At 61.6% G+C, this 21,271-nt stretch carries 24 protein-coding genes; 18 read left to right on the top strand and 6 right to left on the bottom strand.

Annotated elements, in window-relative coordinates:
- The first annotated feature begins 16 nt into the window (after positions 1-16).
- Positions 17-361 carry a hypothetical protein gene (locus ACWNZ3_RS05585; RefSeq protein ID WP_274576467.1) on the top strand — a complete coding sequence of 115 codons (345 nt, stop codon included), beginning with the start codon at positions 17-19 and terminating at the stop codon, positions 359-361.
- A 147-nt stretch (positions 362-508) separates the two neighbouring features.
- Here ACWNZ3_RS05585 and ACWNZ3_RS05590 read toward each other — a convergent pair whose 3' ends face one another.
- Positions 509-727, bottom strand: coding sequence for a DUF1127 domain-containing protein (locus ACWNZ3_RS05590; RefSeq protein ID WP_496901493.1), 219 nt, complete (start codon positions 725-727; stop codon positions 509-511).
- 332 nt (positions 728-1,059) lie between these two features.
- Here ACWNZ3_RS05590 and ruvC point away from each other — a divergent pair, with 332 nt between their 5' ends.
- From ruvC to folD, 16 genes are all read left to right on the top strand, one after another.
- Complete coding sequence (gene ruvC / locus ACWNZ3_RS05595) at positions 1,060-1,566, top strand: crossover junction endodeoxyribonuclease RuvC (protein ID WP_269367638.1); 507 nt, start codon at positions 1,060-1,062, stop codon at positions 1,564-1,566.
- Positions 1,563-2,225 (top strand): Holliday junction branch migration protein RuvA, encoded by a 663-nt coding sequence (gene ruvA, locus ACWNZ3_RS05600; protein WP_114274651.1) that lies wholly within the window; start codon positions 1,563-1,565, stop codon positions 2,223-2,225. The genes ruvC and ruvA overlap by 4 nt, the downstream gene beginning before the upstream one ends.
- A gap of 46 nt (positions 2,226-2,271) precedes the next feature.
- Complete coding sequence (ruvB, locus tag ACWNZ3_RS05605; RefSeq protein WP_269367640.1) at positions 2,272-3,291, top strand: Holliday junction branch migration DNA helicase RuvB; 1,020 nt, start codon at positions 2,272-2,274, stop codon at positions 3,289-3,291.
- 35 nt (positions 3,292-3,326) lie between these two features.
- Complete coding sequence (locus tag ACWNZ3_RS05610; RefSeq protein WP_496901494.1) at positions 3,327-3,950, top strand: hypothetical protein; 624 nt, start codon at positions 3,327-3,329, stop codon at positions 3,948-3,950.
- Positions 3,947-4,345: a YbgC/FadM family acyl-CoA thioesterase gene (locus ACWNZ3_RS05615; protein ID WP_269367642.1), complete on the top strand. Its 399-nt coding sequence runs from the start codon at positions 3,947-3,949 to the stop codon at positions 4,343-4,345. Before ACWNZ3_RS05610 ends, ACWNZ3_RS05615 begins: the two co-directional genes overlap by 4 nt.
- Positions 4,346-4,463: 118 nt before the next feature.
- Entirely contained in the window at positions 4,464-5,159 is a 696-nt protein-coding gene (tolQ, locus tag ACWNZ3_RS05620; protein WP_114274647.1) for a protein TolQ, read from the top strand.
- Between the two features lie 2 nt (positions 5,160-5,161).
- Positions 5,162-5,632 carry a protein TolR gene (gene tolR / locus ACWNZ3_RS05625; RefSeq protein ID WP_114274646.1) on the top strand — a complete coding sequence of 157 codons (471 nt, stop codon included), beginning with the start codon at positions 5,162-5,164 and terminating at the stop codon, positions 5,630-5,632.
- Positions 5,633-5,635: 3 nt separating this feature from the next.
- Positions 5,636-6,790: a cell envelope integrity protein TolA gene (gene tolA / locus ACWNZ3_RS05630; RefSeq protein WP_496901495.1), complete on the top strand. Its 1,155-nt coding sequence runs from the start codon at positions 5,636-5,638 to the stop codon at positions 6,788-6,790.
- Between the two features lie 126 nt (positions 6,791-6,916).
- Positions 6,917-8,239: a Tol-Pal system beta propeller repeat protein TolB gene (tolB, locus tag ACWNZ3_RS05635; protein ID WP_496901496.1), complete on the top strand. Its 1,323-nt coding sequence runs from the start codon at positions 6,917-6,919 to the stop codon at positions 8,237-8,239.
- Positions 8,240-8,326: 87 nt separating this feature from the next.
- A complete protein-coding gene (gene pal, locus ACWNZ3_RS05640) occupies positions 8,327-8,848 on the top strand; it encodes a peptidoglycan-associated lipoprotein Pal (RefSeq protein WP_269367645.1) in 522 nt (173 codons plus the stop codon).
- A gap of 16 nt (positions 8,849-8,864) precedes the next feature.
- Positions 8,865-9,686 (top strand): tol-pal system protein YbgF, encoded by an 822-nt coding sequence (ybgF, locus tag ACWNZ3_RS05645; RefSeq protein WP_274576485.1) that lies wholly within the window; start codon positions 8,865-8,867, stop codon positions 9,684-9,686.
- Positions 9,687-9,693: 7 nt separating this feature from the next.
- The gene (tilS, locus tag ACWNZ3_RS05650) at positions 9,694-10,947 is read left to right on the top strand and encodes a tRNA lysidine(34) synthetase TilS (RefSeq protein ID WP_496901884.1); all 1,254 of its coding nucleotides are present in this window, start codon (positions 9,694-9,696) and stop codon (positions 10,945-10,947) included.
- 104 nt (positions 10,948-11,051) lie between these two features.
- On the top strand, positions 11,052-12,974 hold the full coding sequence (gene ftsH, locus ACWNZ3_RS05655; RefSeq protein ID WP_114274642.1) for an ATP-dependent zinc metalloprotease FtsH: 1,923 nt from the start codon (positions 11,052-11,054) through the stop codon (positions 12,972-12,974).
- 112 nt (positions 12,975-13,086) lie between these two features.
- Entirely contained in the window at positions 13,087-13,668 is a 582-nt protein-coding gene (locus ACWNZ3_RS05660; protein ID WP_496901497.1) for an MOSC domain-containing protein, read from the top strand.
- Between the two features lie 141 nt (positions 13,669-13,809).
- Positions 13,810-15,486: a formate--tetrahydrofolate ligase gene (locus ACWNZ3_RS05665; RefSeq protein WP_274576449.1), complete on the top strand. Its 1,677-nt coding sequence runs from the start codon at positions 13,810-13,812 to the stop codon at positions 15,484-15,486.
- An 81-nt stretch (positions 15,487-15,567) separates the two neighbouring features.
- Entirely contained in the window at positions 15,568-16,470 is a 903-nt protein-coding gene (gene folD / locus ACWNZ3_RS05670; RefSeq protein ID WP_274576446.1) for a bifunctional methylenetetrahydrofolate dehydrogenase/methenyltetrahydrofolate cyclohydrolase FolD, read from the top strand.
- Between the two features lie 24 nt (positions 16,471-16,494).
- On the opposite strand, the gene ACWNZ3_RS05675 is transcribed toward folD, so the two are convergent.
- On the bottom strand, positions 16,495-16,899 hold the full coding sequence (locus ACWNZ3_RS05675; protein WP_496901498.1) for a DUF2306 domain-containing protein: 405 nt from the start codon (positions 16,897-16,899) through the stop codon (positions 16,495-16,497).
- A 114-nt stretch (positions 16,900-17,013) separates the two neighbouring features.
- Here ACWNZ3_RS05675 and ACWNZ3_RS05680 point away from each other — a divergent pair, with 114 nt between their 5' ends.
- On the top strand, positions 17,014-17,742 hold the full coding sequence (locus ACWNZ3_RS05680; protein WP_496901499.1) for a LytTR family DNA-binding domain-containing protein: 729 nt from the start codon (positions 17,014-17,016) through the stop codon (positions 17,740-17,742).
- Positions 17,743-17,754: 12 nt separating this feature from the next.
- Here ACWNZ3_RS05680 and ACWNZ3_RS05685 read toward each other — a convergent pair whose 3' ends face one another.
- The 4 genes from ACWNZ3_RS05685 to ACWNZ3_RS05700 form a co-directional block, all read right to left on the bottom strand.
- A complete protein-coding gene (locus tag ACWNZ3_RS05685; RefSeq protein ID WP_269367652.1) occupies positions 17,755-18,174 on the bottom strand; it encodes a PaaI family thioesterase in 420 nt (139 codons plus the stop codon).
- Between the two features lie 8 nt (positions 18,175-18,182).
- The gene (gene pdeM, locus ACWNZ3_RS05690) at positions 18,183-18,845 is read right to left on the bottom strand and encodes a ligase-associated DNA damage response endonuclease PdeM (RefSeq protein WP_269367653.1); all 663 of its coding nucleotides are present in this window, start codon (positions 18,843-18,845) and stop codon (positions 18,183-18,185) included.
- A 411-nt stretch (positions 18,846-19,256) separates the two neighbouring features.
- Entirely contained in the window at positions 19,257-19,799 is a 543-nt protein-coding gene (locus ACWNZ3_RS05695; protein WP_496901500.1) for a hypothetical protein, read from the bottom strand.
- Positions 19,796-21,067, bottom strand: coding sequence for a hypothetical protein (locus ACWNZ3_RS05700; RefSeq protein ID WP_496901501.1), 1,272 nt, complete (start codon positions 21,065-21,067; stop codon positions 19,796-19,798). Before ACWNZ3_RS05700 ends, ACWNZ3_RS05695 begins: the two co-directional genes overlap by 4 nt.
- Between the last annotated feature and the right edge of the window lie 204 nt (positions 21,068-21,271).

Below are 21,271 nucleotides of genomic sequence, written 5' to 3' on the forward strand. Positions count from 1 at the left end.
TTGAGAGAAATAAGACATGGTTGAGACACACGACCACTTTGTTGCCCGCCTTTCGAACCTGGGGAAAAAGCACGCGAAGTTGGCGCATGGCTATTCCACCAAGGTGGGTCGCGATGGCCTGATCATCGTAACGCCGAAACGCCGCCGCCGCGGATTTCCCTTCAAGCTTCTGATCATGTTCGGGCTTGGCTTTCTTGGCCTCAAGGTCTTCATGGTCGCGGCTGTTGGCCCGGTGACCTACAATGATCGCCTGGCGAAACTTGAAAGCGGCAGTGTCATCGAACAGGCGGGTGCAAAGGTTCTGGCGATTGATCCGGTGACCGAAACGCTTGCCAGCATGACCGGCCCGGTCCTGCGCTGACGAAAACGGCAGTGCCCCGGTCACGGGCTGCTGCATCCGCCATTCTCCGACAATCCGCTGTCCGGCAAAGAAAAACCGCGTTCCCCAGGCTTGGAGAACGCGGTTTTTTGTCTAGGCGTGGCGGCGGGAGAGCCCGCCGCGCCGCGATCAGCGGATCAGGTTGGATTGAGCAACCAGGTCGATGTCGCCACGGACCAGGCCGATATCGTCAAGTTCGCGGTCGGTCAGCGAGGACAGCGCGCGGCGTGTTGCGCGGGCGTCGTTCCATGCGACCAGCGTTGCCGCCAGTGTGTTCAGACCGGAGAAGAAACGAGAAACGGCAATGATGGAGCCGTATGCGGTGCGGGTGGTGTCAATAGCTGCCATTGGAGCCGTCCTTTTTACATTAGTGTTATGCCGGTTTTCCCGACGGTGTGCTGCGCAAATAGGCGGATATGAAACCCGGCACAATCACCAGAAATGCATGTGTGTTCTGCGGCTATTGCATAGGTCCTCCTTGCGCGTAAAACGCTGAAAATTAATGGAAAGAGGCCCGCAGTTCCTGTCGTTTGCGGGTGATTTTACGGCGCAAACAGGCCGCGTGTCTCAAAAGCGACGCAAGGCATGTCGCAACCAGGCCTCACGCGAAAGGACTTGGTGAATGTTCGCCTTTCGTGCTAGTGCATCAAAAAAACCACATAGAGGCGAATTCGGACAGGATGATACGGGTAATCGGCATTGATCCGGGGCTGCGCAACCTTGGTTGGGGGGTGATCGACGTGGCCGGACCTCGGCTTTCCCATGTGGCCAATGGCGTGATCGTGTCGCAGGGCGATGATCTGGGGCAGCGGTTGCTGTCGCTGCACGCGCAGCTGACGCGGATCTTCGCGACCTATCGCCCCCAGGCCGCGGCGGTGGAGCAGACCTTTGTCAACAAGGATGGGGCCGGCACGCTGAAGCTGGGGCAGGCGCGGGGCATCGCGATGCTGGTGCCGGCGCAGGCGGGGCTCTGCGTTGGCGAATATGCGCCCAACACGATCAAGAAGACGGTTGTCGGCGTGGGCCATGCCGACAAGGGCCAGGTCGCCCATATGGTGCGGATGCAGCTGCCGGGGATCGAGATTGCCGGGCCGGATGCGGCTGACGCGCTGGCCATTGCCATCTGTCATGCCCATCACGGCGGGGCCTCGGGGCTGGCGGCGGCCGTGGCGCGGGCCAGCGCATGATCGGCAAGATCACGGGACGCATTGATTACCGCGCGGCGGATCACCTGCTGATCGACGTGCGCGGTGTGGGCTATCTGGTCTATTGCTCGGACCGCACCCTTGCCGCCCTGCCCGGTGTGGGCGAGGTCGTGGCGCTTTATACCGATCTGGTGGTGCGCGAGGACCTGATGCAGCTTTTCGGGTTCCAGACTCTGGTGGAAAAGGAATGGCACCGCCTGCTGACCTCGGTGCAGGGGGTCGGGGCCAAGGCATCGCTGGCGATCCTGGGCGCATTGGGGCCGGATGGCGTCAGCCGCGCGATCGCGCTTGGCGACTGGAACGCGGTCAAGGCGGCCAGGGGCGTCGGCCCCAAGATCGCGCAGCGCGTGGTGCTGGACCTCAAGGACAAGGCCCCCGGTGTCATGGCAATGAGCGGCACGCTGGCGCAGGCGCAGGGCGAAGACCCCGCCGAGGTGATCGAGACACCGGTTTCCCGCCCTGCGCGGGCGGCGCCTGCCGCCACATCGGCGCAGGCCGACGCTTTGTCGGCGCTGGGCAATCTGGGCTATGGCCCCGGCGACGCGGCAGGCGCGGTGGCACAGGCAGCAGGCGACATGCCCGGGGCCGACACCCCCGCCCTGATCCGCGCGGCGTTGAAACTGCTGGCACCGAAGGGGTAGGGTGCCGTTCAACAGCCCCAAGGGCCGGCAATGGCGCGGATGACAGATGACCGAGATTGACCCCACAGTGCGGCCTGACCCGCTGCCCGAAGACCTCGACCGCGCCCTGCGGCCGCAGATGCTGGACGAATTCGTAGGCCAAGCCGAGGCGCGGGCGAATTTGCGGGTGTTCATCCAGTCGGCGCGCCAGCGCGGCGAGGCGATGGACCACACGTTGTTTCACGGCCCTCCCGGCCTGGGCAAGACCACGCTGGCGCAGATCATGGCGCGCGAACTGGGGGTGGGGTTCCGCATGACCTCCGGCCCGGTGCTGGCCAAGGCGGGGGACCTGGCCGCGATCCTGACCAATCTTGAAGCGCGCGATGTGCTGTTCATCGACGAGATTCACCGGCTCAACCCGGCGGTGGAGGAAGTGCTTTACCCTGCACTGGAGGATTTCGAGCTGGACCTCGTGATCGGCGAGGGGCCCGCGGCGCGCACCGTGCGGATCGAGTTGCAGCCTTTCACCCTGGTGGGAGCCACGACGCGGATGGGATTGCTGACGACACCGCTGCGGGACCGTTTCGGCATCCCCACGCGGCTGGAGTTCTACAGCGAGGACGAGCTTTTCATCATCGTCGACCGCAATGCCCGAAAGCTCGGCGCACCGGCAGACGAACATGGTGCTCGCGAGATCGCCCGCCGCGCGCGGGGTACCCCCAGGATCGCCGGACGGCTCTTGCGGCGGGTCGTGGACTTCGCGCTTGTGGAGGGCGACGGCAGGGTGACAAGGGCGCTGGCGGACATGGCCCTGACACGGCTGGGGGTGGATCATCTGGGGCTTGACGGGGCCGACCGGCGCTACCTGACCCTGATTGCGGAGAATTATCAGGGCGGGCCGGTGGGGATCGAGACATTGTCGGCGGCCCTGTCGGAAAGCCGCGATGCACTGGAAGAGGTGATCGAGCCCTTCCTGTTGCAGCAGGGATTGATCCAGCGTACCCCGCGCGGGCGGATGCTGGCGGCGAAGGCCTGGGCGCATCTGGGGATGGCACCGCCCAGGGGCCAGAGCGATCTGTTTGGCTGAACTGTCGGTGATGTGTATTTTGGGAACAATGAAACATGGATGCTGAACAGGTCGAGGCGCTGTTTACCCGTGGGGACGGGAGTTTTGCCTTTGCGCGCTGGGGGCGGCCTATCTGTCCGGTGGTCTTTGGTGTGGACGATGCCACGCTGAGCGTGGTCAAAGGCGCGGTCGAGGCGGTGTGTGGTCTGGCGGGTCACGAGATGGGCGAGATGGACGCGGAGCTGGGCAGCAATCTGATGATGTTTTTCTTCCGCGACTGGAACGAGCTTCTGGATGTGCCGGGCATGGACCGGCTGGTGGAGGACCTTGCACCGCTGGTGGGCCGGCTGGAGGCGGCGGAGGCGAACCAGTACCGGTTCTTCCGCTTCGACAAGCGCGGCGCGATCAAGGCCTGTTTCGTCTTTCTGCGGATGGATGCGCATCTGAGCACCGTGCCTGCGCATACCCTGGCCTTGAGCCAGATCGTGCAGTCCATGCTCATGTGGTCGGATGGGGCGTTTCAGGACCGGTCACCGCTGGCCGTGGCGGGCGAGACGACGGTGCTGCAGCCGGATGTGGCCGCGTTGCTGCGGGCGGCCTATGATCCGGTGCTGCCGGTTGCGGCCCGGGACCCGGCCCATGCATTGCGGCTGGCTGCAAGGATCGGTGTGTTGCAATGAGCCATCGTTTCCCGATCCGCATCTTCTATGAAGATACCGACATGGCCGGTATCGTCTATTACGCCAATTACCTGCGCTACATTGAACGGGCGCGCTCCGATATCGTCGAGCAGTTCGGGCTCGACCAGCGCGAGATGCGGGCGCAGGGCATTGTCTTTGTCGTCACCAGGGTCGAGGCCGATTATCTGGGCACCGCCGGGTTCGGAGACCGTCTGGAGGTGCGCACAACACATTTCGCCAAGGGGGCGACGCGCTGGATCTTCCATCAGGATGTCTGCCGGGAGGACAAGGTGATCTTCCGCGCCCTTGTCACCGCAGTCTGCATGACCACCGATGGAAAACCCACCAGATTGCCAGCAAAACTCCGCTCACTGCCGAAGGATGCGGCGGGTTAACGCCAATGTTCTGGCTTTCCCGCTTGCACTGGGATAAGTTTGCGCCAAATAGCGCCTTGGAAAACAGGGCCGCAGAGGCATGCAGCCGCGACGTGGCGGCACAACAAGAGCAGGAATAATGGAAGCAGAAACGCTGGCATTGGCGCAGGAGATTGATTTCTCCGTGTGGGGACTTTTCGCGCGGGCAACGCTGGGAGTCAAACTGGTCATGATCATTCTGATCATCGCCTCCTTCTGGTCGTGGTCGATCATCGTGCAGAAGCTGTTGCAATATCGCCTTGCGCGTTCGGAGCAGAAGGCTTTCGATCAGGCGTTCTGGTCCGGGGAGCCGCTGGACGGTCTTTTCGATCAGATCGGCCCGGACCCCAGCGGGCCTTCGGAAAAGATATTCGCCTCCGGGATGACCGAATGGCAACGCTCGCACCGGGATGATGGCGGGCTGATCCCCGGTGCCACGGCGCGCATCGACCGGTCGATGGATGTGGCCATCGCCAAGGAGGCCGAGCGCCTGCAAGGCGGGCTGACGGTGCTGGCGACGGTCGGGTCATCCGCGCCCTTCATCGGCCTTTTCGGCACGGTGATCGGCATCATGAACGCCTTTGTCGAGATTGCCGCCCAGCAGAACACCAACCTTGCGGTTGTCGCCCCCGGCATTGCCGAGGCGCTGCTGGCCACCGGTCTGGGGCTTCTGGCCGCGATTCCGGCGGTGATTTTCTACAACAAGCTCAATGCCGACAGTGAACGTATCATCGGCGCGCATGAAGCGTTCTCCGATGAATTCGCCACCATCCTGTCGCGTCAGCTGGACAGCTGAGCATGGGCGCAGGTGCGATCAAGAAACAGGGCGGCGGACGCGGGCGGCGGCGCGGGCGCGCCCAGCCGATGTCCGAGATCAACGTGACGCCTTTCGTGGACGTGATGCTGGTTCTGCTGATCATCTTCATGGTTGCGGCGCCGCTGCTGACCGTGGGTGTTCCGGTGGAACTGCCCAAGACCGCCGCCGGTGCCCTGCCCGCAGAGCAGGAGGAGCCTCTGACGGTGACCGTCAGCGCCGATGGTGCGGTGCAGATCCAGACCACGGATGTGGCGCGCGACCAGCTGGTGACGCGGCTGCGCGGGATTGCGGCGGAACGGGCCAGCGACCGCGTCTATCTGCGTGCCGATGGCAAGGTGCCCTATGCGCAGGTGATGGAAGTCATGGGCGCGCTGAACGCGGGTGGTTTTTCCAACATCGGGCTGGTGACCGACATCGGTGGTCCGGCGTTGGACAGCCCGGGGTCAGAGTGACACTTGCACCGCAACGATCTTCATATCGGGCATTATGTATCGGGAGCCGGCCACCTGACGGTGATCGGCTGGCTGCTGCTGGGTAATGTTTTCACCTCCGAGCCGCCGCCCTTCGAGATGACAGAGGTGTCGGTGATCTCAAGCACCGATTTCGATGCGCTGGTGGCAGGGCAGCAGGCGCCCGACACGGCGACAGAGGTGGCACAGCCTGCGGCACCCGAGGTGACACCTGATCAGCCTGAGGTCGCGGCGGAGCCGGACACGCAGGTTGAACAACCCGCACCGGCCCAGGCCGATCCGCCCGCCGATGACACGCCGCCCGATGTGGTGGAGCTGGCTTTGCCGCCGCAAACGGATGTGGCGGATACGCCGCCGGTCCTGGATGAACCTATTGGCGATCAGGCCGTATTGGTGCCCGAGGTCGCGCCCGAAGCCGCCCCGCGCCCGGTCGAGCGTGTCGCACCCGAGCCTGTCGCGCAGCCCGAGCCCGAGGCAACGCCGGATCCGGTGCAGCAGGAAGCCGTGGCACCGGACGAAACCGGCGATGCGCCGCAGGAAACCCAGGAAGCCACCGCGCCGGAGGAGGCGACAACCGAGATCGTGACGGAGGCCACCAAGGCACCCGCCGCTTCGCCGCGCCCGCCCGGGCGGCGCCCCGCGGCCCCGGTGGTCGCCGAAACGCCGGTGGAAACTCCGACCGAGACGCCGCGCGTGGCCGAGACACCGGCCCCGACCAGGACACCGGATGCAGACGTAGATGCCGACGCCATCGCCGCTGCTGTCGCCGCGGCCCAGGCGGCAACCGAGACACCGGCCAAGCCTGCGCCAAGCGGTCCGCCGCTGACCTCCGGGGAAAAGGAGAATCTGCGTGTTGCGGTGTCGAACTGCTGGAACGTCGGCTCGCTTTCTTCCGAGGCGCTGCGCACGACCGTGGTTGTCGCGGTGAACATGGCGCAGGATGGGACCCCCATCATCGGGTCGATCCAGATGATCGGCAGCGAGGGCGGGTCATCCGCCGCCGCCAAACAGGCGTTCGAGGCGGCCCGCCGCGCGATCATCCTGTGCGGATCGAAGGGCTATCAGCTGCCGACCGAAAAATACAGCCAGTGGCAGGAGATCGAGATGACCTTCAACCCCGAGAGGATGCGGGTAAAATGATGGAACATGTGTCGTTTCACCGGCATTATTCCGCTATGGTGTTATTTTGCGTGAACTTCCCCTCGAATTATCGGCAAAGCCGCGAAATAGTGGATTTACGTTTAAGCCCGAAAGGATGCTGACGAGATGAAATTGCGTTTTTTGAGCCTGTTCCTGGTGCTGATCTGCGCCCTGTCCGGTGCGGTTGCGGCCCAGCAGGGGCCCCTGCGGATCGAGATCACCGAAGGGGTCATCGAGCCTTTGCCCTTTGCGGTGCCCAGCTTCCAGCCTGAAAGCGCGGAATCGGGGCAGCTTGCCGGTGACATCTCCCGGGTGGTGTCGGAGGATCTGACGGGAACCGGCCTGTTCCGCGAGGTTCCGGCATCGGCCTTTATCTCTACGGTCAGCGATTTCAACGCGCCGGTGCAATATGCCGACTGGAAGGCGATCAACGCGCAGGCGCTGATCACCGGGGCGGTGAATGTGCAGGGCAATTCGGTCAGCGTGAAGTTCCGTCTCTATGACGTGTTCTCGGGCGCGGAACTGGGCGATGGCCTTCAGTTTTCGGGGACCACCGAAGGCTGGCGACGCATGGCGCACAAGGTGGCGGATGCGGTCTATAGCCGGATCACCGGCGAGGGCGCCTATTTCGACAGCCGCGTGGCCTATGTCTCTGAAACCGGGCCGAAGGATGCGCGCCAGAAGCGGCTGGCGATCATGGATTACGACGGGGCGAATGTTCAGTACCTGACCGATTCAGGCTCCATCGTGCTGGCACCGCGCTTTTCGCCCTCGGGTGACCGGGTTCTCTATACCAGCTACGAAAGCGGCTTTCCGCGGATCTATGTGCTGGACATCGGTTCGGTGCAGCGGCGGGTGCTGGAAAGCGCCGAAGGCACCATGAGCTTTGCGCCGCGCTTCTCGCCCTCCGGACAGACCGTGGTCTATTCGCTGACCCAGGGCGGCAATACCGACATTTACACAATGGACATCGCCAGCGGCCAGTCCGTGCGCCTGACCAATACGCCCGCGATCGAGACCGCGCCCAGCTTCAGCCCCGATGGCGGCCGTATCGTGTTCGAGAGCGACCGTTCCGGCACCCAGCAGCTTTACATCATGTCCGCCACCGGCGGCGAGCCGACGCGCATCTCCTTCGGCGAGGGGCGCTATGGCACGCCGGTCTGGTCGCCGCGTGGCGATCTGGTGGCCTTTACCAAACAGAACAAGGGCCGTTTCCACATCGGTGTGATGCGGCTGGACGGTTCGGAAGAGCGTCTGCTGACCGCTTCCTTTCTGGATGAGGGGCCGACATGGGCCCCCAATGGCCGGGTGATCATGTTTGCCCGCGAAACCCAGGGGGCGGGCGGGTCATCGACCCTTTATTCCGTGGACATTTCCGGACGCAACCTGCGGCCGGTGCGCACACCGGAAGGGGGCTCGGACCCGTCCTGGTCGCCTTTGCAAAAATAACACGAAGTTGTTGTAGCGAATTTCCAATGGCCGCGGGCCTGTGCTACTAAAGGTTAACAAAAGTCGCCACCAACGAGAGGCACCACGATGAACAGATTTCTGACAAGCGGTATTTTGATTGCAGCATTGGCGCTGGGTGCCTGTACCAACCCGGACCGCTTTGGCGCCGATGGTGCCGGTGCAGGGGCAAACGCAGGTGCCGGTGCCAATGGTGTGGTGCCGGGCAGCGCCAATGACCCGACCTCGGCTGCCTATTTCCAGCAGTCGATCGGGGACCGTGTATTGTTTGAAGTGGATCAGTCGAACCTGACCGCCATCGGCCGCGCGACGCTGGACGGGCAGGCGCAGTGGCTGATGACAAACTCGGACTACCAGGCCGTGATTGAAGGTCACGCGGACGAACAGGGCACCCGTGAATACAACCTGGCCCTGGGGGCGCGCCGTGCCAATGCGGCGCAGGAATACCTGATCTCAAAGGGGGTCCCGCCGGGCCGTCTGCGGGTCATAAGCTATGGCAAGGAACGCCCCATCGAGATCTGTTCCGAAGAATCCTGCTATGCCAAGAACCGCCGCGCGGTGACAGTTCTGGCAGGCGGTCTGACAAGCTGAGGCTGATCTGATGAAGATGCGTTTGGTAATGGGTATGATGCTGGGGCTTATGGTCAGCCCCGCGGCCGTGTTGGCACAGGATGATCAGACGCTGGCAGATGTGCGTCAGGAACTGAACATCCTGTTTGTCGAGGTCCAGAAACTGCGGCGCGAATTGTCCACCACGGGTGGTGTTTCGACCAGCACCGGGGGCGCGTCGGTGCTGGAGCGCGTGGGCGCGATGGAAAGCGAATTGCAGCGCCTGACCTCCAAGACGGAAGAACTGGAAAACCGCATCAACCGTATCGTCGACGACGGGACCCGCCGGATCGGCGACCTGGAATTCCGGCTGGTCGAACTTGAAGGCGGCGATGTGGGCAAGCTGGGCCAGACCACCACACTTGGGGGAGAGGGGCAGGCTTCGGTCTCGGCTCCGCTGACCGCCCCGGCCACACCGACTGACGAGGCCTCTCTTGCGGTTGGTGAAGAGGCCGATTTCAAGCGGGCGCAGGAGGCGCTCGCATCCGGTGACTTTCGCGCCGCCGCAGACCTCTTTGCGACCTTCAATCAGACCTATCCGGGCGGTCCGCTAGCCGCCGAGGCCGAATTGCGCCGGGGCGATGCCCTGCAGGGACTGGGCGATTCAAAGGAGGCGGCACGCGCATTCCTGACCGCTTTCAGCACTGCGCCCGAAGGGCCGATGGCGCCACAGGCGCTTTTTGAACTGGGACGCGCCCTTGGGCAGCTTGGGCAGACCCAGGAAGCTTGCGTCACGCTCTCCGAAGTCGGCGTGCGCTTTCCATCGACGCCAGCGGTTGCCGAGGCCGAGAACCAAAGGCTTGCGCTAGGATGTAGCTGACGTGACCATGGCCTGGCTGACCCAGCAAGTGTCCAGCGCTTTCCTGCCCCATCCGCCGGACAGGGTTGCGGTCGCGGTTTCGGGCGGTGGCGATTCCATGGCGCTGCTGCATCTGATGCACGGATTTTGCAGGCTGCACGGATCGCGTCTTTTTGCTGTGACAGTGGATCATTGCCTCAGGCCGGAGGGAGCCGAGGAAGCCGAGGCTGTGGGTGCCTATTGCGCGACGCTTGGCGTGCCCCATGATATCCTGATCTGGGATGACTGGGATGGCATCGGCAATCTTCAGGCAGAGGCCCGCGATGCGCGTTATGAATGCGTATCGGATTGGGCAAAGGAGCGCGGAATCCGCACCGTCGCGGTGGGACATACCGCCGATGATCAGGCTGAAACGGTTCTGATGCGTCTTGCGCGCCGCGCCGGTGTGGATGGGTTGTCGTCAATTTCGCCCCGGATGTTACGCCATGGTATCCATTGGGTGCGGCCTTTGCTGTCTGTCACCCGTGAAGACCTGCGGAGCTACCTGCGCAGCCAACAGGTCAGCTGGGTAGAAGACCCGAGCAATGATGACACGAGTTTTGAACGCGTCAGGGCACGCAACGCGCTGGCAGAACTGGGCAAGCTGGGTATTGATGCAAGTGCTCTGGCCACCGTGGCCGAACAGATGCGTCAGGCGCGGGCTGCGTTGAACTGGCAGACCTTCCTCGCCGCCCGCGATATCGCACGTGTGGAGAAAGGTGCCATTGCACTGGATGAACGGCGGCTGCGGATCCAGCCTGAAGAAATTCAGCGCCGCCTGCTGGTTCATGCGCTGAGCTGGATCAGCGGCAATCCCTATCCGCCCCGACGGGCCGCTGTTGCCACGCTGATGGCGGCGCTGCGCCGGGGGCTGGCCTCGACGCTGGATGGGTGCCACGCCCTGCGCGAGAAAGAGAGCATCTGGGTGTTCCGCGAGCATAAGGCGGTGCAGGACCTGCGGGTGCCTGCGGGTCAATTGTGGGATTCACGCTGGCGCGTCAAACCGGCCACTGAAGAGGCTGCCCGCAAGTGCCACTATGTGGCCGCGATGGGCCAGCAGGGGGTCGAGCAATGCGGAGATTGGCGTGCATCCGGGCTGCCGCTGCAGGCGGTCATGTCCTTGCCTGCCGTGTGGCAAGATGACGTCCTTCTCGCCGCCCCCCTTGTCCGACCGGACCAAAACTGGCATGCGGCACTGGAAGGTGGAGAAGAGACCTTCTTTGGCGGGCTATTATCGCATTGAATCTACTGTGATGATCCCTATCTTAGGTCAGTGTTCGATAAGACCATTCGACATGCGCAACTCAGCCTGGACAGGCGCAAATTGTTGTTATTAGGAGAACTTCCTTGGGAAATATGCGTAACCTCGCGTTTTGGGTCGTCTTGCTTTTGCTGGTGTTGGCGCTGTTCAACCTCTTCAGCGGCTCAAATAATGCCCTGCAGAGCAACGAAGTCACCTATTCCGAATTCGTAAGCTCGGTTGAAAAGGGCGAAGTGCGGAACGCCACCCTGGACGGAGAACAGGTCCGGTTTCGCAAGGCGGACGGGTCTGATTACGTCACGGTCAAACCCGAGGACGCGGAAATCACCAACCTGCTGATCAACAACAACGTGCCGATCAAGGTGCGGCCACAGGAACAATCGGGCTTCCAGACGTTCCTGATGTCGCTGCTGCCCATCGCCTTGCTGATCGGTGTGTGGATCTATTTCATGAACCGGATGCAGGGCGGCGGCAAGGGCGGGGCCATGGGCTTTGGCAAGTCCAAGGCCAAGATGCTGACCGAGAAACATGGCCGGGTCACCTTTGACGACGTGGCAGGCATCGACGAGGCCAAGGAAGAACTTGAGGAAATCGTCGAGTTCCTGCGCAATCCGCAAAAATTCAGCCGCCTTGGCGGCAAGATCCCCAAGGGCGCGCTGCTGGTCGGCCCTCCGGGCACAGGTAAGACACTGCTGGCGCGCGCCATTGCGGGCGAGGCGGGCGTGCCTTTCTTCACCATCTCCGGTTCCGACTTTGTCGAGATGTTCGTGGGTGTGGGCGCGAGCCGTGTCCGCGACATGTTCGAACAGGCGAAAAAGAACGCGCCCTGTATCGTCTTCATCGACGAGATCGACGCCGTGGGCCGCCATCGTGGTGCAGGCTATGGCGGCGGTAACGACGAGCGTGAACAGACGCTGAACCAGTTGCTGGTCGAGATGGACGGCTTTGAGGCCAACGAGGGTGTGATCATCCTGGCCGCCACCAACCGCCGCGACGTGCTGGACCCCGCGCTGCTGCGTCCGGGCCGTTTCGACCGTCAGGTCACCGTGCCGAACCCCGACATCAAGGGCCGCGAGAAGATCCTTGGCGTTCATGCCCGCAAGACGCCACTTGGCCCCGACGTCGACCTGCGCATCATCGCGCGCGGCACGCCCGGGTTCTCGGGTGCGGACCTCGCCAACCTGGTGAACGAGGCGGCGCTGATGGCCGCGCGTGTGGGGCGGCGTTTCGTGACCATGATCGACTTCGAGCAGGCCAAAGACAAGGTCATGATGGGGCCTGAACGCCGCAGCATGGTCATGACCGCCGAACAAAAGGAAATGACAGCCTACCATGAGGCCGGTCATGCGCTGGTCGGCATGTCGCTGCCGAAATGCGATCCGGTCTACAAGGCCACGATCATCCCGCGCGGCGGTGCGCTTGGCATGGTGATGAGCCTGCCCGAAATGGACCGCCTGAACATGTTCAAGGACGAATGCCACCAGCGCCTGGCCATGACCATGGCGGGCAAGGCTGCGGAAATCCACAAATATGGGCCAGAGGCCGTGTCCAACGGCCCGGCCGGCGACATCCAGCAGGCCAGCGCGCTGGCCCGGGCGATGGTGCTCCAGTGGGGCATGTCCGACAAGGTCGGCAACATCGACTATTCCGAAGCCGCGCAGGGCTATCAGGGCAATACGGCGGGTTTCTCTGTCTCTGCCAACACCAAGGAACTGGTGGAGAAAGAAGTCCAGAAGTTCATTCAGGACGGCTATGAATGGGCGAAGAAGATCATTTCCGAGAATGAGGAAAAATTCGAGCGTCTCGCCCAGGGCCTGCTGGAATACGAGACCCTGACCGGGGATGAGATCAAGCGCGTGATGGACGGGCTGCCGCCTTCCGACGAAAATGACGAGAGCGGCCCGGACGAGGGCAACGCCCCCAGCGTCACCGCGATTCCCAAGGCCAAGGGCAAGGGCAAGAAACTGCCCCCCGCGGATGGCGGTCTGGAACCGGAACCGACCACCTGATCACAACCGCTGATCAAGGCGTAACAGAATGTCATAAGGCCCCGCCACGGCGGGGTCTTTTCTTTTGCGCAGGGTCTGACCAAAGTGGCGGCGACCACAAGGAGCCTTGACCATGCCTGAACTACTGCCCACCGATCATACCGCGACCATCGTCTGGATGGGGATGGTGCCGCAGGACCGCAGCGATATCCGGTCACAGGAAATCGACCGCGCCCGCGCCACCTATGCCGGGTTTGCAGGCGATTTCCACGCGGGGCTCACCAGACCATCCTGCGTGCGGGTGAAATCGCAATATCCGCAGGGCACGGAGATCCGCAACACGCGGCAGTTTTCGATCCTGTCGGCAGAGGAACTGGCCGAGATCGCCGCCGAAATCGGCGTGGACAAGCTGGACCCCCGACTTTTGGGAGCGTCGATCGTGGTGCAAGGCATTGCCGACTTTACCCATATCCCGCCCGCGTCGCGGTTGCAGTCGCCCTCCGGCACCACCCTGACCGTCGACATGCTGAACGGCCCCTGCAACCTGCCCGCGCGCGAGATCGAAAAGGAAGCGCTGGGGCATGGCAAGGGGTTCAAGGCGGCAGCGCTGGGGCGCAGGGGCGTCACCGCTTGGGTGGAGCGCGAAGGCGACCTGGCCATCGGCGATACATTGCGTCTGCATGTGCCGGGGCAGCGGGCCTGGGCGCTCCTTTAGCGACGATCGTTTCCAAAAAGAAACGGTTTATCGGTCCACCGCCGCATCGGGTGGTGGAAATGTCGGAATTGCGACCTGTGGTCCGGACGATTGCACGATAAGAGGGGCAAACGGCACATCGGTCTTTAGGGGAACCCTCACATGGCTTACAAATCCGACATCGAAATCGCACGCGCAGCGAACAAACGCCCCATCCAGGAGATTGGTGAGAAGCTTGGGATCGGCAGCAAGGACCTGCTGCCCTATGGCCATGACAAGGCGAAGGTCAGCCAGACATTCATCGACAGCGTCCAGGGCAACAAGAACGGCAAGCTGATCCTGGTGACAGCGATCAACCCGACCCCTGCGGGTGAGGGCAAGACCACCACCACAGTGGGTCTGGGCGACGGGCTGAACCGGATCGGCAAGAAGGCCGCGGTCTGCATCCGCGAAGCCTCGCTCGGGCCGAACTTCGGGATGAAGGGCGGCGCGGCAGGGGGCGGCTATGCCCAGATCGTGCCGATGGAAGAAATGAACCTGCATTTCACCGGCGACTTCCACGCCATCACCAGCGCGCATTCGCTGCTTTCGGCGATGATCGACAACCACATCTACTGGGGCAACGAGCTGGAAATCGACACCCGCCGCGTCGTCTGGCGCCGGGTCGTGGACATGAACGACCGCGCGCTGCGCCAGATCACCACCTCGCTGGGCGGGGTCGCCAACGGCTTCCCGCGCGAAGCGGGCTTCGACATCACCGTGGCCTCCGAAGTCATGGCGATCCTCTGCCTTGCCAAGAACCTTACAGATCTGCAGGAACGTCTGGGCAACATGATTGTCGCCTACCGCCGCGACAAGTCGCCGGTCTTTGCCCGCGACATCAAGGCGGACGGCGCGATGACCGTCCTGCTGAAGGACGCGATGCAGCCGAACCTGGTGCAGACGCTTGAGAACAACCCGGCCTTCGTGCACGGCGGTCCCTTCGCCAATATCGCGCATGGCTGCAACTCGGTCATTGCGACGACAACCGCGCTGAAACTGGCGGATTACGTGGTGACCGAAGCGGGCTTTGGTGCCGATCTGGGGGCCGAGAAGTTCCTGAACATCAAGTGCCGCAAGGCGGGTCTTTCGCCCTCTGCCGTGGTGGTTGTGGCAACTGTCCGCGCGATGAAGATGAACGGCGGCGTCGCCAAGGCCGATCTGGGCGCCGAGAATGTCGAAGCCGTGAAATCGGGCTGCGCCAACCTGGGCCGCCACATCGAGAACGTGAAGAGCTTTGGCGTGCCGGTGGTGGTGGCGATCAACCACTTCGTCACCGATACCGATGCCGAAGTGCAGGCGGTCAAGGACTACGTGGCCAGCCAGGGCTCCGAAGCGGTGCTGTCCAGGCATTGGGAACTGGGCTCCGAAGGCTCTGCCGATCTGGCGACCAAGGTTGTCGAGACAATCGAGAAGGGCGAGGCGAATTTCGCACCGATCTATCCCGATGAGATGAGCCTTGCGGACAAGATCAACACCATCGCCACCAAGATCTATCGCGCCGACGAGGCGGTGATGGACGGCAAGATCCGCGCCCAGCTGAAGGAATGGGAAGATCAGGGCTATGGCAACCTGCCGGTCTGCATGGCCAAGACGCAATACAGCTTTACCACCGATCCCGAGCGGCGCGGCGCGCCCACCGGTTTCGACATTCCGGTGCGCGAAGTGCGCCTCTCTGCAGGTGCCGGTTTTGTCGTGGCGATCTGCGGTGAGATCATGACCATGCCCGGCCTGCCACGTGTGCCTTCGGCCGAGAACATCCGTCTGAACGCCGACGGCGACGTCGAAGGCTTGTTCTGATCAAGAGTGGTGCGCAGTAAATGCGCACCCTACGAAACCCTTGTAGGGTGCGCATTTACTGCGCACCTCAGGAAAGATAACATGACTGCAATGATCATCGACGGAAAAGAATTCGCCGCCCGCGTGCGGGCCAAGGTGGCCGGGCATGTGACCCGTTTGAAGGATCAGCACGGCATCACGCCCGGTCTGGCAGTGGTGCTGGTGGGCGAGGATCCGGCCAGCCAGGTCTATGTCCGCTCCAAGGGCAAGATGACCGTCGAGGTCGGCATGAAATCGGTAGAGCACAAGCTGGAGGCCGACACTTCGGAGGCGGAGCTGCTGGAGCTGATCGACCGGCTGAACAACGATCCGGAAATCCACGGTATCCTGGTGCAACTGCCCCTGCCGAAGCATCTGGACGAGGATCTGGTCATCAACTCGATCAGCCCGGCCAAGGATGTGGACGGTTTCCACATCTCCAACGTCGGTCTGCTGGGCACGGGACAGAAAAGCATGGTGCCCTGCACGCCGCTGGGCTGCCTGATGATGCTGCGGGATCATCACGGATCGCTCTCCGGCATGGATGCGGTGGTGATCGGACGCTCCAACATCGTGGGCAAACCGATGGCTCAGCTTCTGCTGGGCGACAGCTGCACCGTGACCATCGCCCATTCGCGGACAAAGGATCTGGCCGATGTCGTGCGCCGCGCCGACATCGTTGTCGCCGCCGTGGGCCGCCCCGAAATGGTGCCGGGCGACTGGATCAAGGAAGGCGCCACCGTGATCGACGTGGGCATCAACCGGCTGGACGCGCCGGAAAAGGGCGAAGGCAAGACCCGGCTCGTGGGCGATGTGGATTATGACAGCTGCGCCGCGCGTGCGGGGGCGATCACCCCGGTGCCGGGTGGCGTCGGCCCGATGACCATCGCCTGCCTGCTGGCCAATACCGTGACGGCCTGTTGCCGGGCCAACGGGCTGGATGAGCCCGAGGGCCTGACCGCCTGAGGGCATGACACCCGGGGTCAGATCCTAGGAGGCCACACCAAAGACCACCGCATGCATGATCCGGCCGGGCAATAGAGTGAAGCCCCCCGCGATGATCAGCGCACCAAAGACCAGCGTCCGCATGATGCGGGCGTGTGTGCCCCGGTCGTGCCGCCGCGCGGCCCGCACCCCGAGAACCAGACTGATCAGCGTGACGACCGACAGGATGTGGATCGGGCCGAAGGGGCCGATCCAGCGCATCTGATTGATCCAGAAACTGGACAGCGCCACGGCAGCCATCATCAGAACCCAGGTCCAGCCGAGGGTGCGGTGCAGGGGGTTGCCCTTGCGCAGGGTGAGGATGCATGCGGTCAGCACTACTGCGGCCAGCGCCAGAAAGGCATGGATCTGAATGACAGCAGGGGCGGCGAAAAGCGGATCGAATGACATGGTAAACCTTGTGTTTTGACGGGTTGCCTTTGCATGGCAGGATGGCCCATTCAGACACAGTGGAATTACGTGAAGCGCAGCGCTGCTTCGTGAATGGCAAAGAGAAGGCGGCAGATGCATCTGACGCATCGCGAGTGGCAAAGGCTTGGTTTCCTGGTGGCTTTATGGTTGCTGGTGACACTGCTTTGTGCTGTTGCTGGCCCCTTCGGCACCCATGAAGCGCTGGGTTTTGCGGGCCGCGCCGCCTATTGGGCGGGGGTCGTGGCGCTGTCGATCCTCTGCACCACGTTGCTGCGGCGGTTCGTGCCTGACAGCCTGCCGCGCAAGATTGCCTTCTGGTCCGTCTTTGCGCTGGTGCTGGCCACCTTGATCCATGGGATCAACTCTATTGTCTTTGGCGGACAGGTGGGCGGGGGCCTTGGATATATGATCGCCATTGTCGGCGCGACTGTGCTGGTGGCGAACGGTCTGGTCTATCTTGCACGCAGGTGGCTGGCCAACCCGCAGCCGACAGAGGCACCCGCCGACCCCGCCGCCTTGTTTCTGCGCCGTCTTCCGCTTGAACTGCGCGGTCCGCTGGTGCGGATCGAGGCGCAGGACCATTACCTCAAGATCGTGACGGAGCGGGGCAGCACCCTGATCCTGATGCGGCTTGGCGAGGCTGTCGAAGCGCTGGACGGGGTGCGGGGCCTGCAAACCCACCGCTCCCATTGGGTCAGCCTGGATGCGGTCACCGCCCATCGGCGCATGCAGGGGCGGGATGTGCTGGTGATGTCGGATGGTGCCGAAGTTCCTGTCGCGCGGGGCAAACGTGATGCGGCAAGACAGGCGGGCTTGTTCTGACCCGGTAAGGGGTCAGATCGGCACAGGCACCATTGTGCCTTGCAGGATGGCGATGCGCTTTTGCCTGCCATCCGTTTCCGCAAAAACTTCCGCTGTGACAACGCAAAGCCGCTTGCCGGGTTTCACCACCTTGCCAATGGCAAACAGGCGGTCGCCGCGCGCCGGGGCCAGCAGGTTGATCTTGATCTCGGCGGTGACCACCTCATTGTCCATCGGCAACACCGACAGCGCCGCATAGCCCGCAGCAGTATCGCCCAAGGCAAAGGTCAGCGCCGCATGGCCAAAGCCCTGCTGTTGCCGTGCGCCCGGCAGGATCGGGGCCGAAATGCGGATCTCGCCACTGGCCACCGCATCAAGGGAAGCCCCCAGCGTGGCCATCATGCTTTGCGCGGCAAAGCTGTCGCGGATGCGCTGAACGGCTTCTGGTGACATCGGGTATCCTATCTTGGCATGGGGATGGCGAGGGGGGTCTTGCCGGTCAGGATGGCGCGGGCTTCGGGGCGCATCAAGGCGCAAAGCACCTCGGTGTGACTGTGCAATCCGCCGGTATAGGTGCCATAGGCGGGCAGGATCAGACGGTCGCTGTCATGCAGGAAGGCAGGCCGGGTGATGCGGGTGTTGCGGGTGCTGACGCTGGCCTTGGGATGGTAATGGCCCGACACTTCGCCGCTGGCACCAGCCTGGGCGATATGGCGAAAGGTCAGCGGCGCCAGGGGCAGTTCCACCAGATGACTGCCGCCAAGGTCCATCGGGCCGGGGTCATGGTTGCCCTCGATCCAGATCCAGCGCCGCCCCGCCTGCAGCCGCGCGATCCACAGCCGCTCCTCCTCGGGCAGGGCGCGGGCCGCCTGCGCATCATCAAAGCTGTCGCCAAGGCAGACCACCGTCCGCGCCCCTGACAGCGCAAGGTCAGCGGCCAGCCGGGTCAGCGTGTCGCGGGTGTCATAGGGCGGCAGCGCAGCCCCGCCGCGCCGGGCGATCCGCTCGGATTTGCCAAGATGCAGATCGCTGATGCAGAGCAGGCTTTGCTCCGGCCACCAGAGCGCCCCGGACCCCAGCGCGGTCAGCTGCGTGCCGGAAAGGGTGAAGTCACATCCGTTCATCCTTTGTTCATGTTTTAAATGACCCGGTTTGGCAAGGGGATGGATGAAGGTGTTTGGATGTAGTTGTAGCGTGACAGGGGTTCTGCAGGGATTTACGGAGAGGTTTGCAGCAAACAGTTTTTGACATCCAGCTCACTTCGCATCCAGTTTTCTTCACCTCGCATAGTGTTCGAATGCTAGCTTTGAACCCAGTTCCTTCATGCTATAAGAAAGTCTTGTTTGGCGGATTCCGGACTTTCTCTGCGCCCGCAAACGCATACCTAAATGGACATGGAAGCGGGCATTCCGCCAAGGTCATGTCGCCCAACCCGGCGTCGCTTATACCGAGGGTGGGAAGCAATCCTACTCTGCGTACGGCTGGAATGCAGAATCACCGATCATGTCGGTGAATTCGCTTCCCACTACATGAGATCATTGTTCAGGGCCAATGTGCAGTCCGAGTGCGGCCGGAGGAAATGGCATCGCAAAAATGGCGACGTACATGGCGGACAGACAATCAAGAACAGCCAGAAGCGATCTTTCCACCTCCTGTTGGCTAATTTGATGGGCTTCTTTTGGATGAACAAGGCGATTGCGAATTTTTATTGACAAGAGTAGCTCTGAGAACCAAGCACCCTTTGAGGCCTCCAGATCAGGCGAAAATCTCGCTAATAGAAACTCAGTCCTGTCTTCAAGCCGGTAAAACTTTGACTTATTGGTAAGAGAAAATTTTCCTTTTACAAGCGCAACCTCTTTCTCAGAGAGAAGTGACTTTTCTGAAATGCTGAAGTCAGGTGAGTTTGAAAAATGCGAAGCGAGATAGTTTAATTGAGCTTCCAAAAAGAAGAATGAATGCGTCAGCGCTGATCGTAGAAGTCTCTGCTTTTCAGATGGTGTGCTTGCAGATTTCGCGTCTTCCAGAAATTTTTTAGCTGAGACCAAAAGCTCGTTCGAGTAGGCTTCAAACTCGCTCACCCGAGCTTCTCCCGCATAGCTTTGGCGCGCAAATTAGCTTGCTTGGCTTCGTATTCTTGAATTGCAAGCTCAATGCCACTTTTCGTTATACCAGCCCCCTTTTCCGCTTGAAGCCAGAAAAGTTCGGCAAACCTCCCGCGCTCTTTGGGGTCTGAGCGATATCCAAGTCCACGATAGTTTGCAGGATCTGTGGAGTGCCGGCCATCCGCGAGCAAGTCTGCCCGCAGAGGATCTTTCGCGCCTCCCTTTTCAGAAAGCGCGTAGTGCCGCTTCAAACGTTGCGGGTTCTTCGACAAACAGCCAGCAACTAACGCCCATCCTGCCAATAGCGCCAGATTCTTAGCTTTGTGACGGAAGTCGGCTGGACCACTGTACTTCCCTGATTTGCTGTCCAAAAATGCGTCCATCTGCGCAATTCTCAGCTTTGCAAATGCTTTGCCTGCGGCCTGCAGATCTTTGTCATCCCACAAATCCGGATTATTTTGCTTGGCCTCTTTCCAAATTTTTGGGTCACGCTTTCCCGCGTCAACAAGTTGTGGGGTAGTATCCCGGGTGGAAAACTCCGTATCCGGCACGGCTTTTCCAAGGTAGTAGTTGCAAATGAAAGACCGCGCTTCTTTTACGGTGATTGGATTGCCTCGCCCTGGCTTGTCTGCGAAGTCTTGCTTCTCTTCCAGCAATCCGCATTTTTGACACCAATCGCGAAGTTCCGCTCCAGCAAGTGTCTCGTACATCCTGTCCAAAAGCTCTTTTGAAACTGAAATGTTCGTATTCGATATAATCTGAACATCAAGGCGCTGCTCGTTGTCGAGCTGAAGGTAAACCTTTACTCCATGCTCAATATCGACTCCTTGCTCCAGAGCCTCTTTGATTGCTTCGTAACGGTGTTGTCCACCAATGATTTTGAGAGGTTTCGGGTCTCCATCGACAAATTCGGCTACGATGTTGCTAAATCGTCGTCCTTCCACGGCGTCATTTCGCATTTGCTCGAAGGCCGCATGGTCAGCCACCACATCTCTGTTGGCTCGATAGTCGGGCGATGCATCAGCATCTAACGGCACATCAGTAGTACCAAGGTCAGAAATTTTTGAAGCCGATATGTGGCACTCTATAAAAACGGCTTGGGTCCTGTGATCTCTCAGGAGCGTTAGATTGCTTATCTCCAGAGGCGAGAAAAGTTTAACAAAGCTCTCAATATCATCAATGAACTCGTCAGAGTTTAGCCCACTATCAAAAACATGAACATCAAATTCATTAGTTTCCGTCATCGGTTGTGCTCCATTCACCTTGCCTGCAGACAGTCGCCTGCGGTGCAACGGATTTCAAGAAGTGAAGCGCTGGCCTTACTACCTATAATCAAAGGCCGACAGCAGCTCTGAATCGGAATCTCATCTTGGTCCGCACTGCTGACCTGTGTCTGCCAGACCAAAATGCGTGAGGCTGTGGACGGCCGGTTAAGGGAGGACGCACTG

The organism is Sulfitobacter sp. IGS-18, assembly GCF_059628195.1.

Bases quoted from the DNA above. Each gene is read 5' to 3' on its own strand.
- ACWNZ3_RS05585 (WP_274576467.1), top strand. From the start codon at position 17: ATGGTTGAGACACACGACCACTTTGTTGCCCGCCTTTCGAACCTGGGG.
- ACWNZ3_RS05590 (WP_496901493.1), bottom strand. From the start codon at position 727: ATGGCAGCTATTGACACCACCCGCACCGCATACGGCTCCATCATTGCC.
- ruvC (WP_269367638.1), top strand. From the start codon at position 1,060: ATGATACGGGTAATCGGCATTGATCCGGGGCTGCGCAACCTTGGTTGG.
- ruvA (WP_114274651.1), top strand. From the start codon at position 1,563: ATGATCGGCAAGATCACGGGACGCATTGATTACCGCGCGGCGGATCAC.
- ruvB (WP_269367640.1), top strand. From the start codon at position 2,272: ATGACCGAGATTGACCCCACAGTGCGGCCTGACCCGCTGCCCGAAGAC.
- ACWNZ3_RS05610 (WP_496901494.1), top strand. From the start codon at position 3,327: ATGGATGCTGAACAGGTCGAGGCGCTGTTTACCCGTGGGGACGGGAGT.
- ACWNZ3_RS05615 (WP_269367642.1), top strand. From the start codon at position 3,947: ATGAGCCATCGTTTCCCGATCCGCATCTTCTATGAAGATACCGACATG.
- tolQ (WP_114274647.1), top strand. From the start codon at position 4,464: ATGGAAGCAGAAACGCTGGCATTGGCGCAGGAGATTGATTTCTCCGTG.
- tolR (WP_114274646.1), top strand. From the start codon at position 5,162: ATGGGCGCAGGTGCGATCAAGAAACAGGGCGGCGGACGCGGGCGGCGG.
- tolB (WP_496901496.1), top strand. From the start codon at position 6,917: ATGAAATTGCGTTTTTTGAGCCTGTTCCTGGTGCTGATCTGCGCCCTG.
- pal (WP_269367645.1), top strand. From the start codon at position 8,327: ATGAACAGATTTCTGACAAGCGGTATTTTGATTGCAGCATTGGCGCTG.
- ybgF (WP_274576485.1), top strand. From the start codon at position 8,865: ATGCGTTTGGTAATGGGTATGATGCTGGGGCTTATGGTCAGCCCCGCG.
- tilS (WP_496901884.1), top strand. From the start codon at position 9,694: ATGGCCTGGCTGACCCAGCAAGTGTCCAGCGCTTTCCTGCCCCATCCG.
- ACWNZ3_RS05660 (WP_496901497.1), top strand. From the start codon at position 13,087: ATGCCTGAACTACTGCCCACCGATCATACCGCGACCATCGTCTGGATG.
- ACWNZ3_RS05665 (WP_274576449.1), top strand. From the start codon at position 13,810: ATGGCTTACAAATCCGACATCGAAATCGCACGCGCAGCGAACAAACGC.
- folD (WP_274576446.1), top strand. From the start codon at position 15,568: ATGACTGCAATGATCATCGACGGAAAAGAATTCGCCGCCCGCGTGCGG.
- ACWNZ3_RS05675 (WP_496901498.1), bottom strand. From the start codon at position 16,899: ATGTCATTCGATCCGCTTTTCGCCGCCCCTGCTGTCATTCAGATCCAT.
- ACWNZ3_RS05680 (WP_496901499.1), top strand. From the start codon at position 17,014: ATGCATCTGACGCATCGCGAGTGGCAAAGGCTTGGTTTCCTGGTGGCT.
- ACWNZ3_RS05685 (WP_269367652.1), bottom strand. From the start codon at position 18,174: ATGTCACCAGAAGCCGTTCAGCGCATCCGCGACAGCTTTGCCGCGCAA.
- pdeM (WP_269367653.1), bottom strand. From the start codon at position 18,845: ATGAACGGATGTGACTTCACCCTTTCCGGCACGCAGCTGACCGCGCTG.
- ACWNZ3_RS05700 (WP_496901501.1), bottom strand. From the start codon at position 21,067: ATGACGGAAACTAATGAATTTGATGTTCATGTTTTTGATAGTGGGCTA.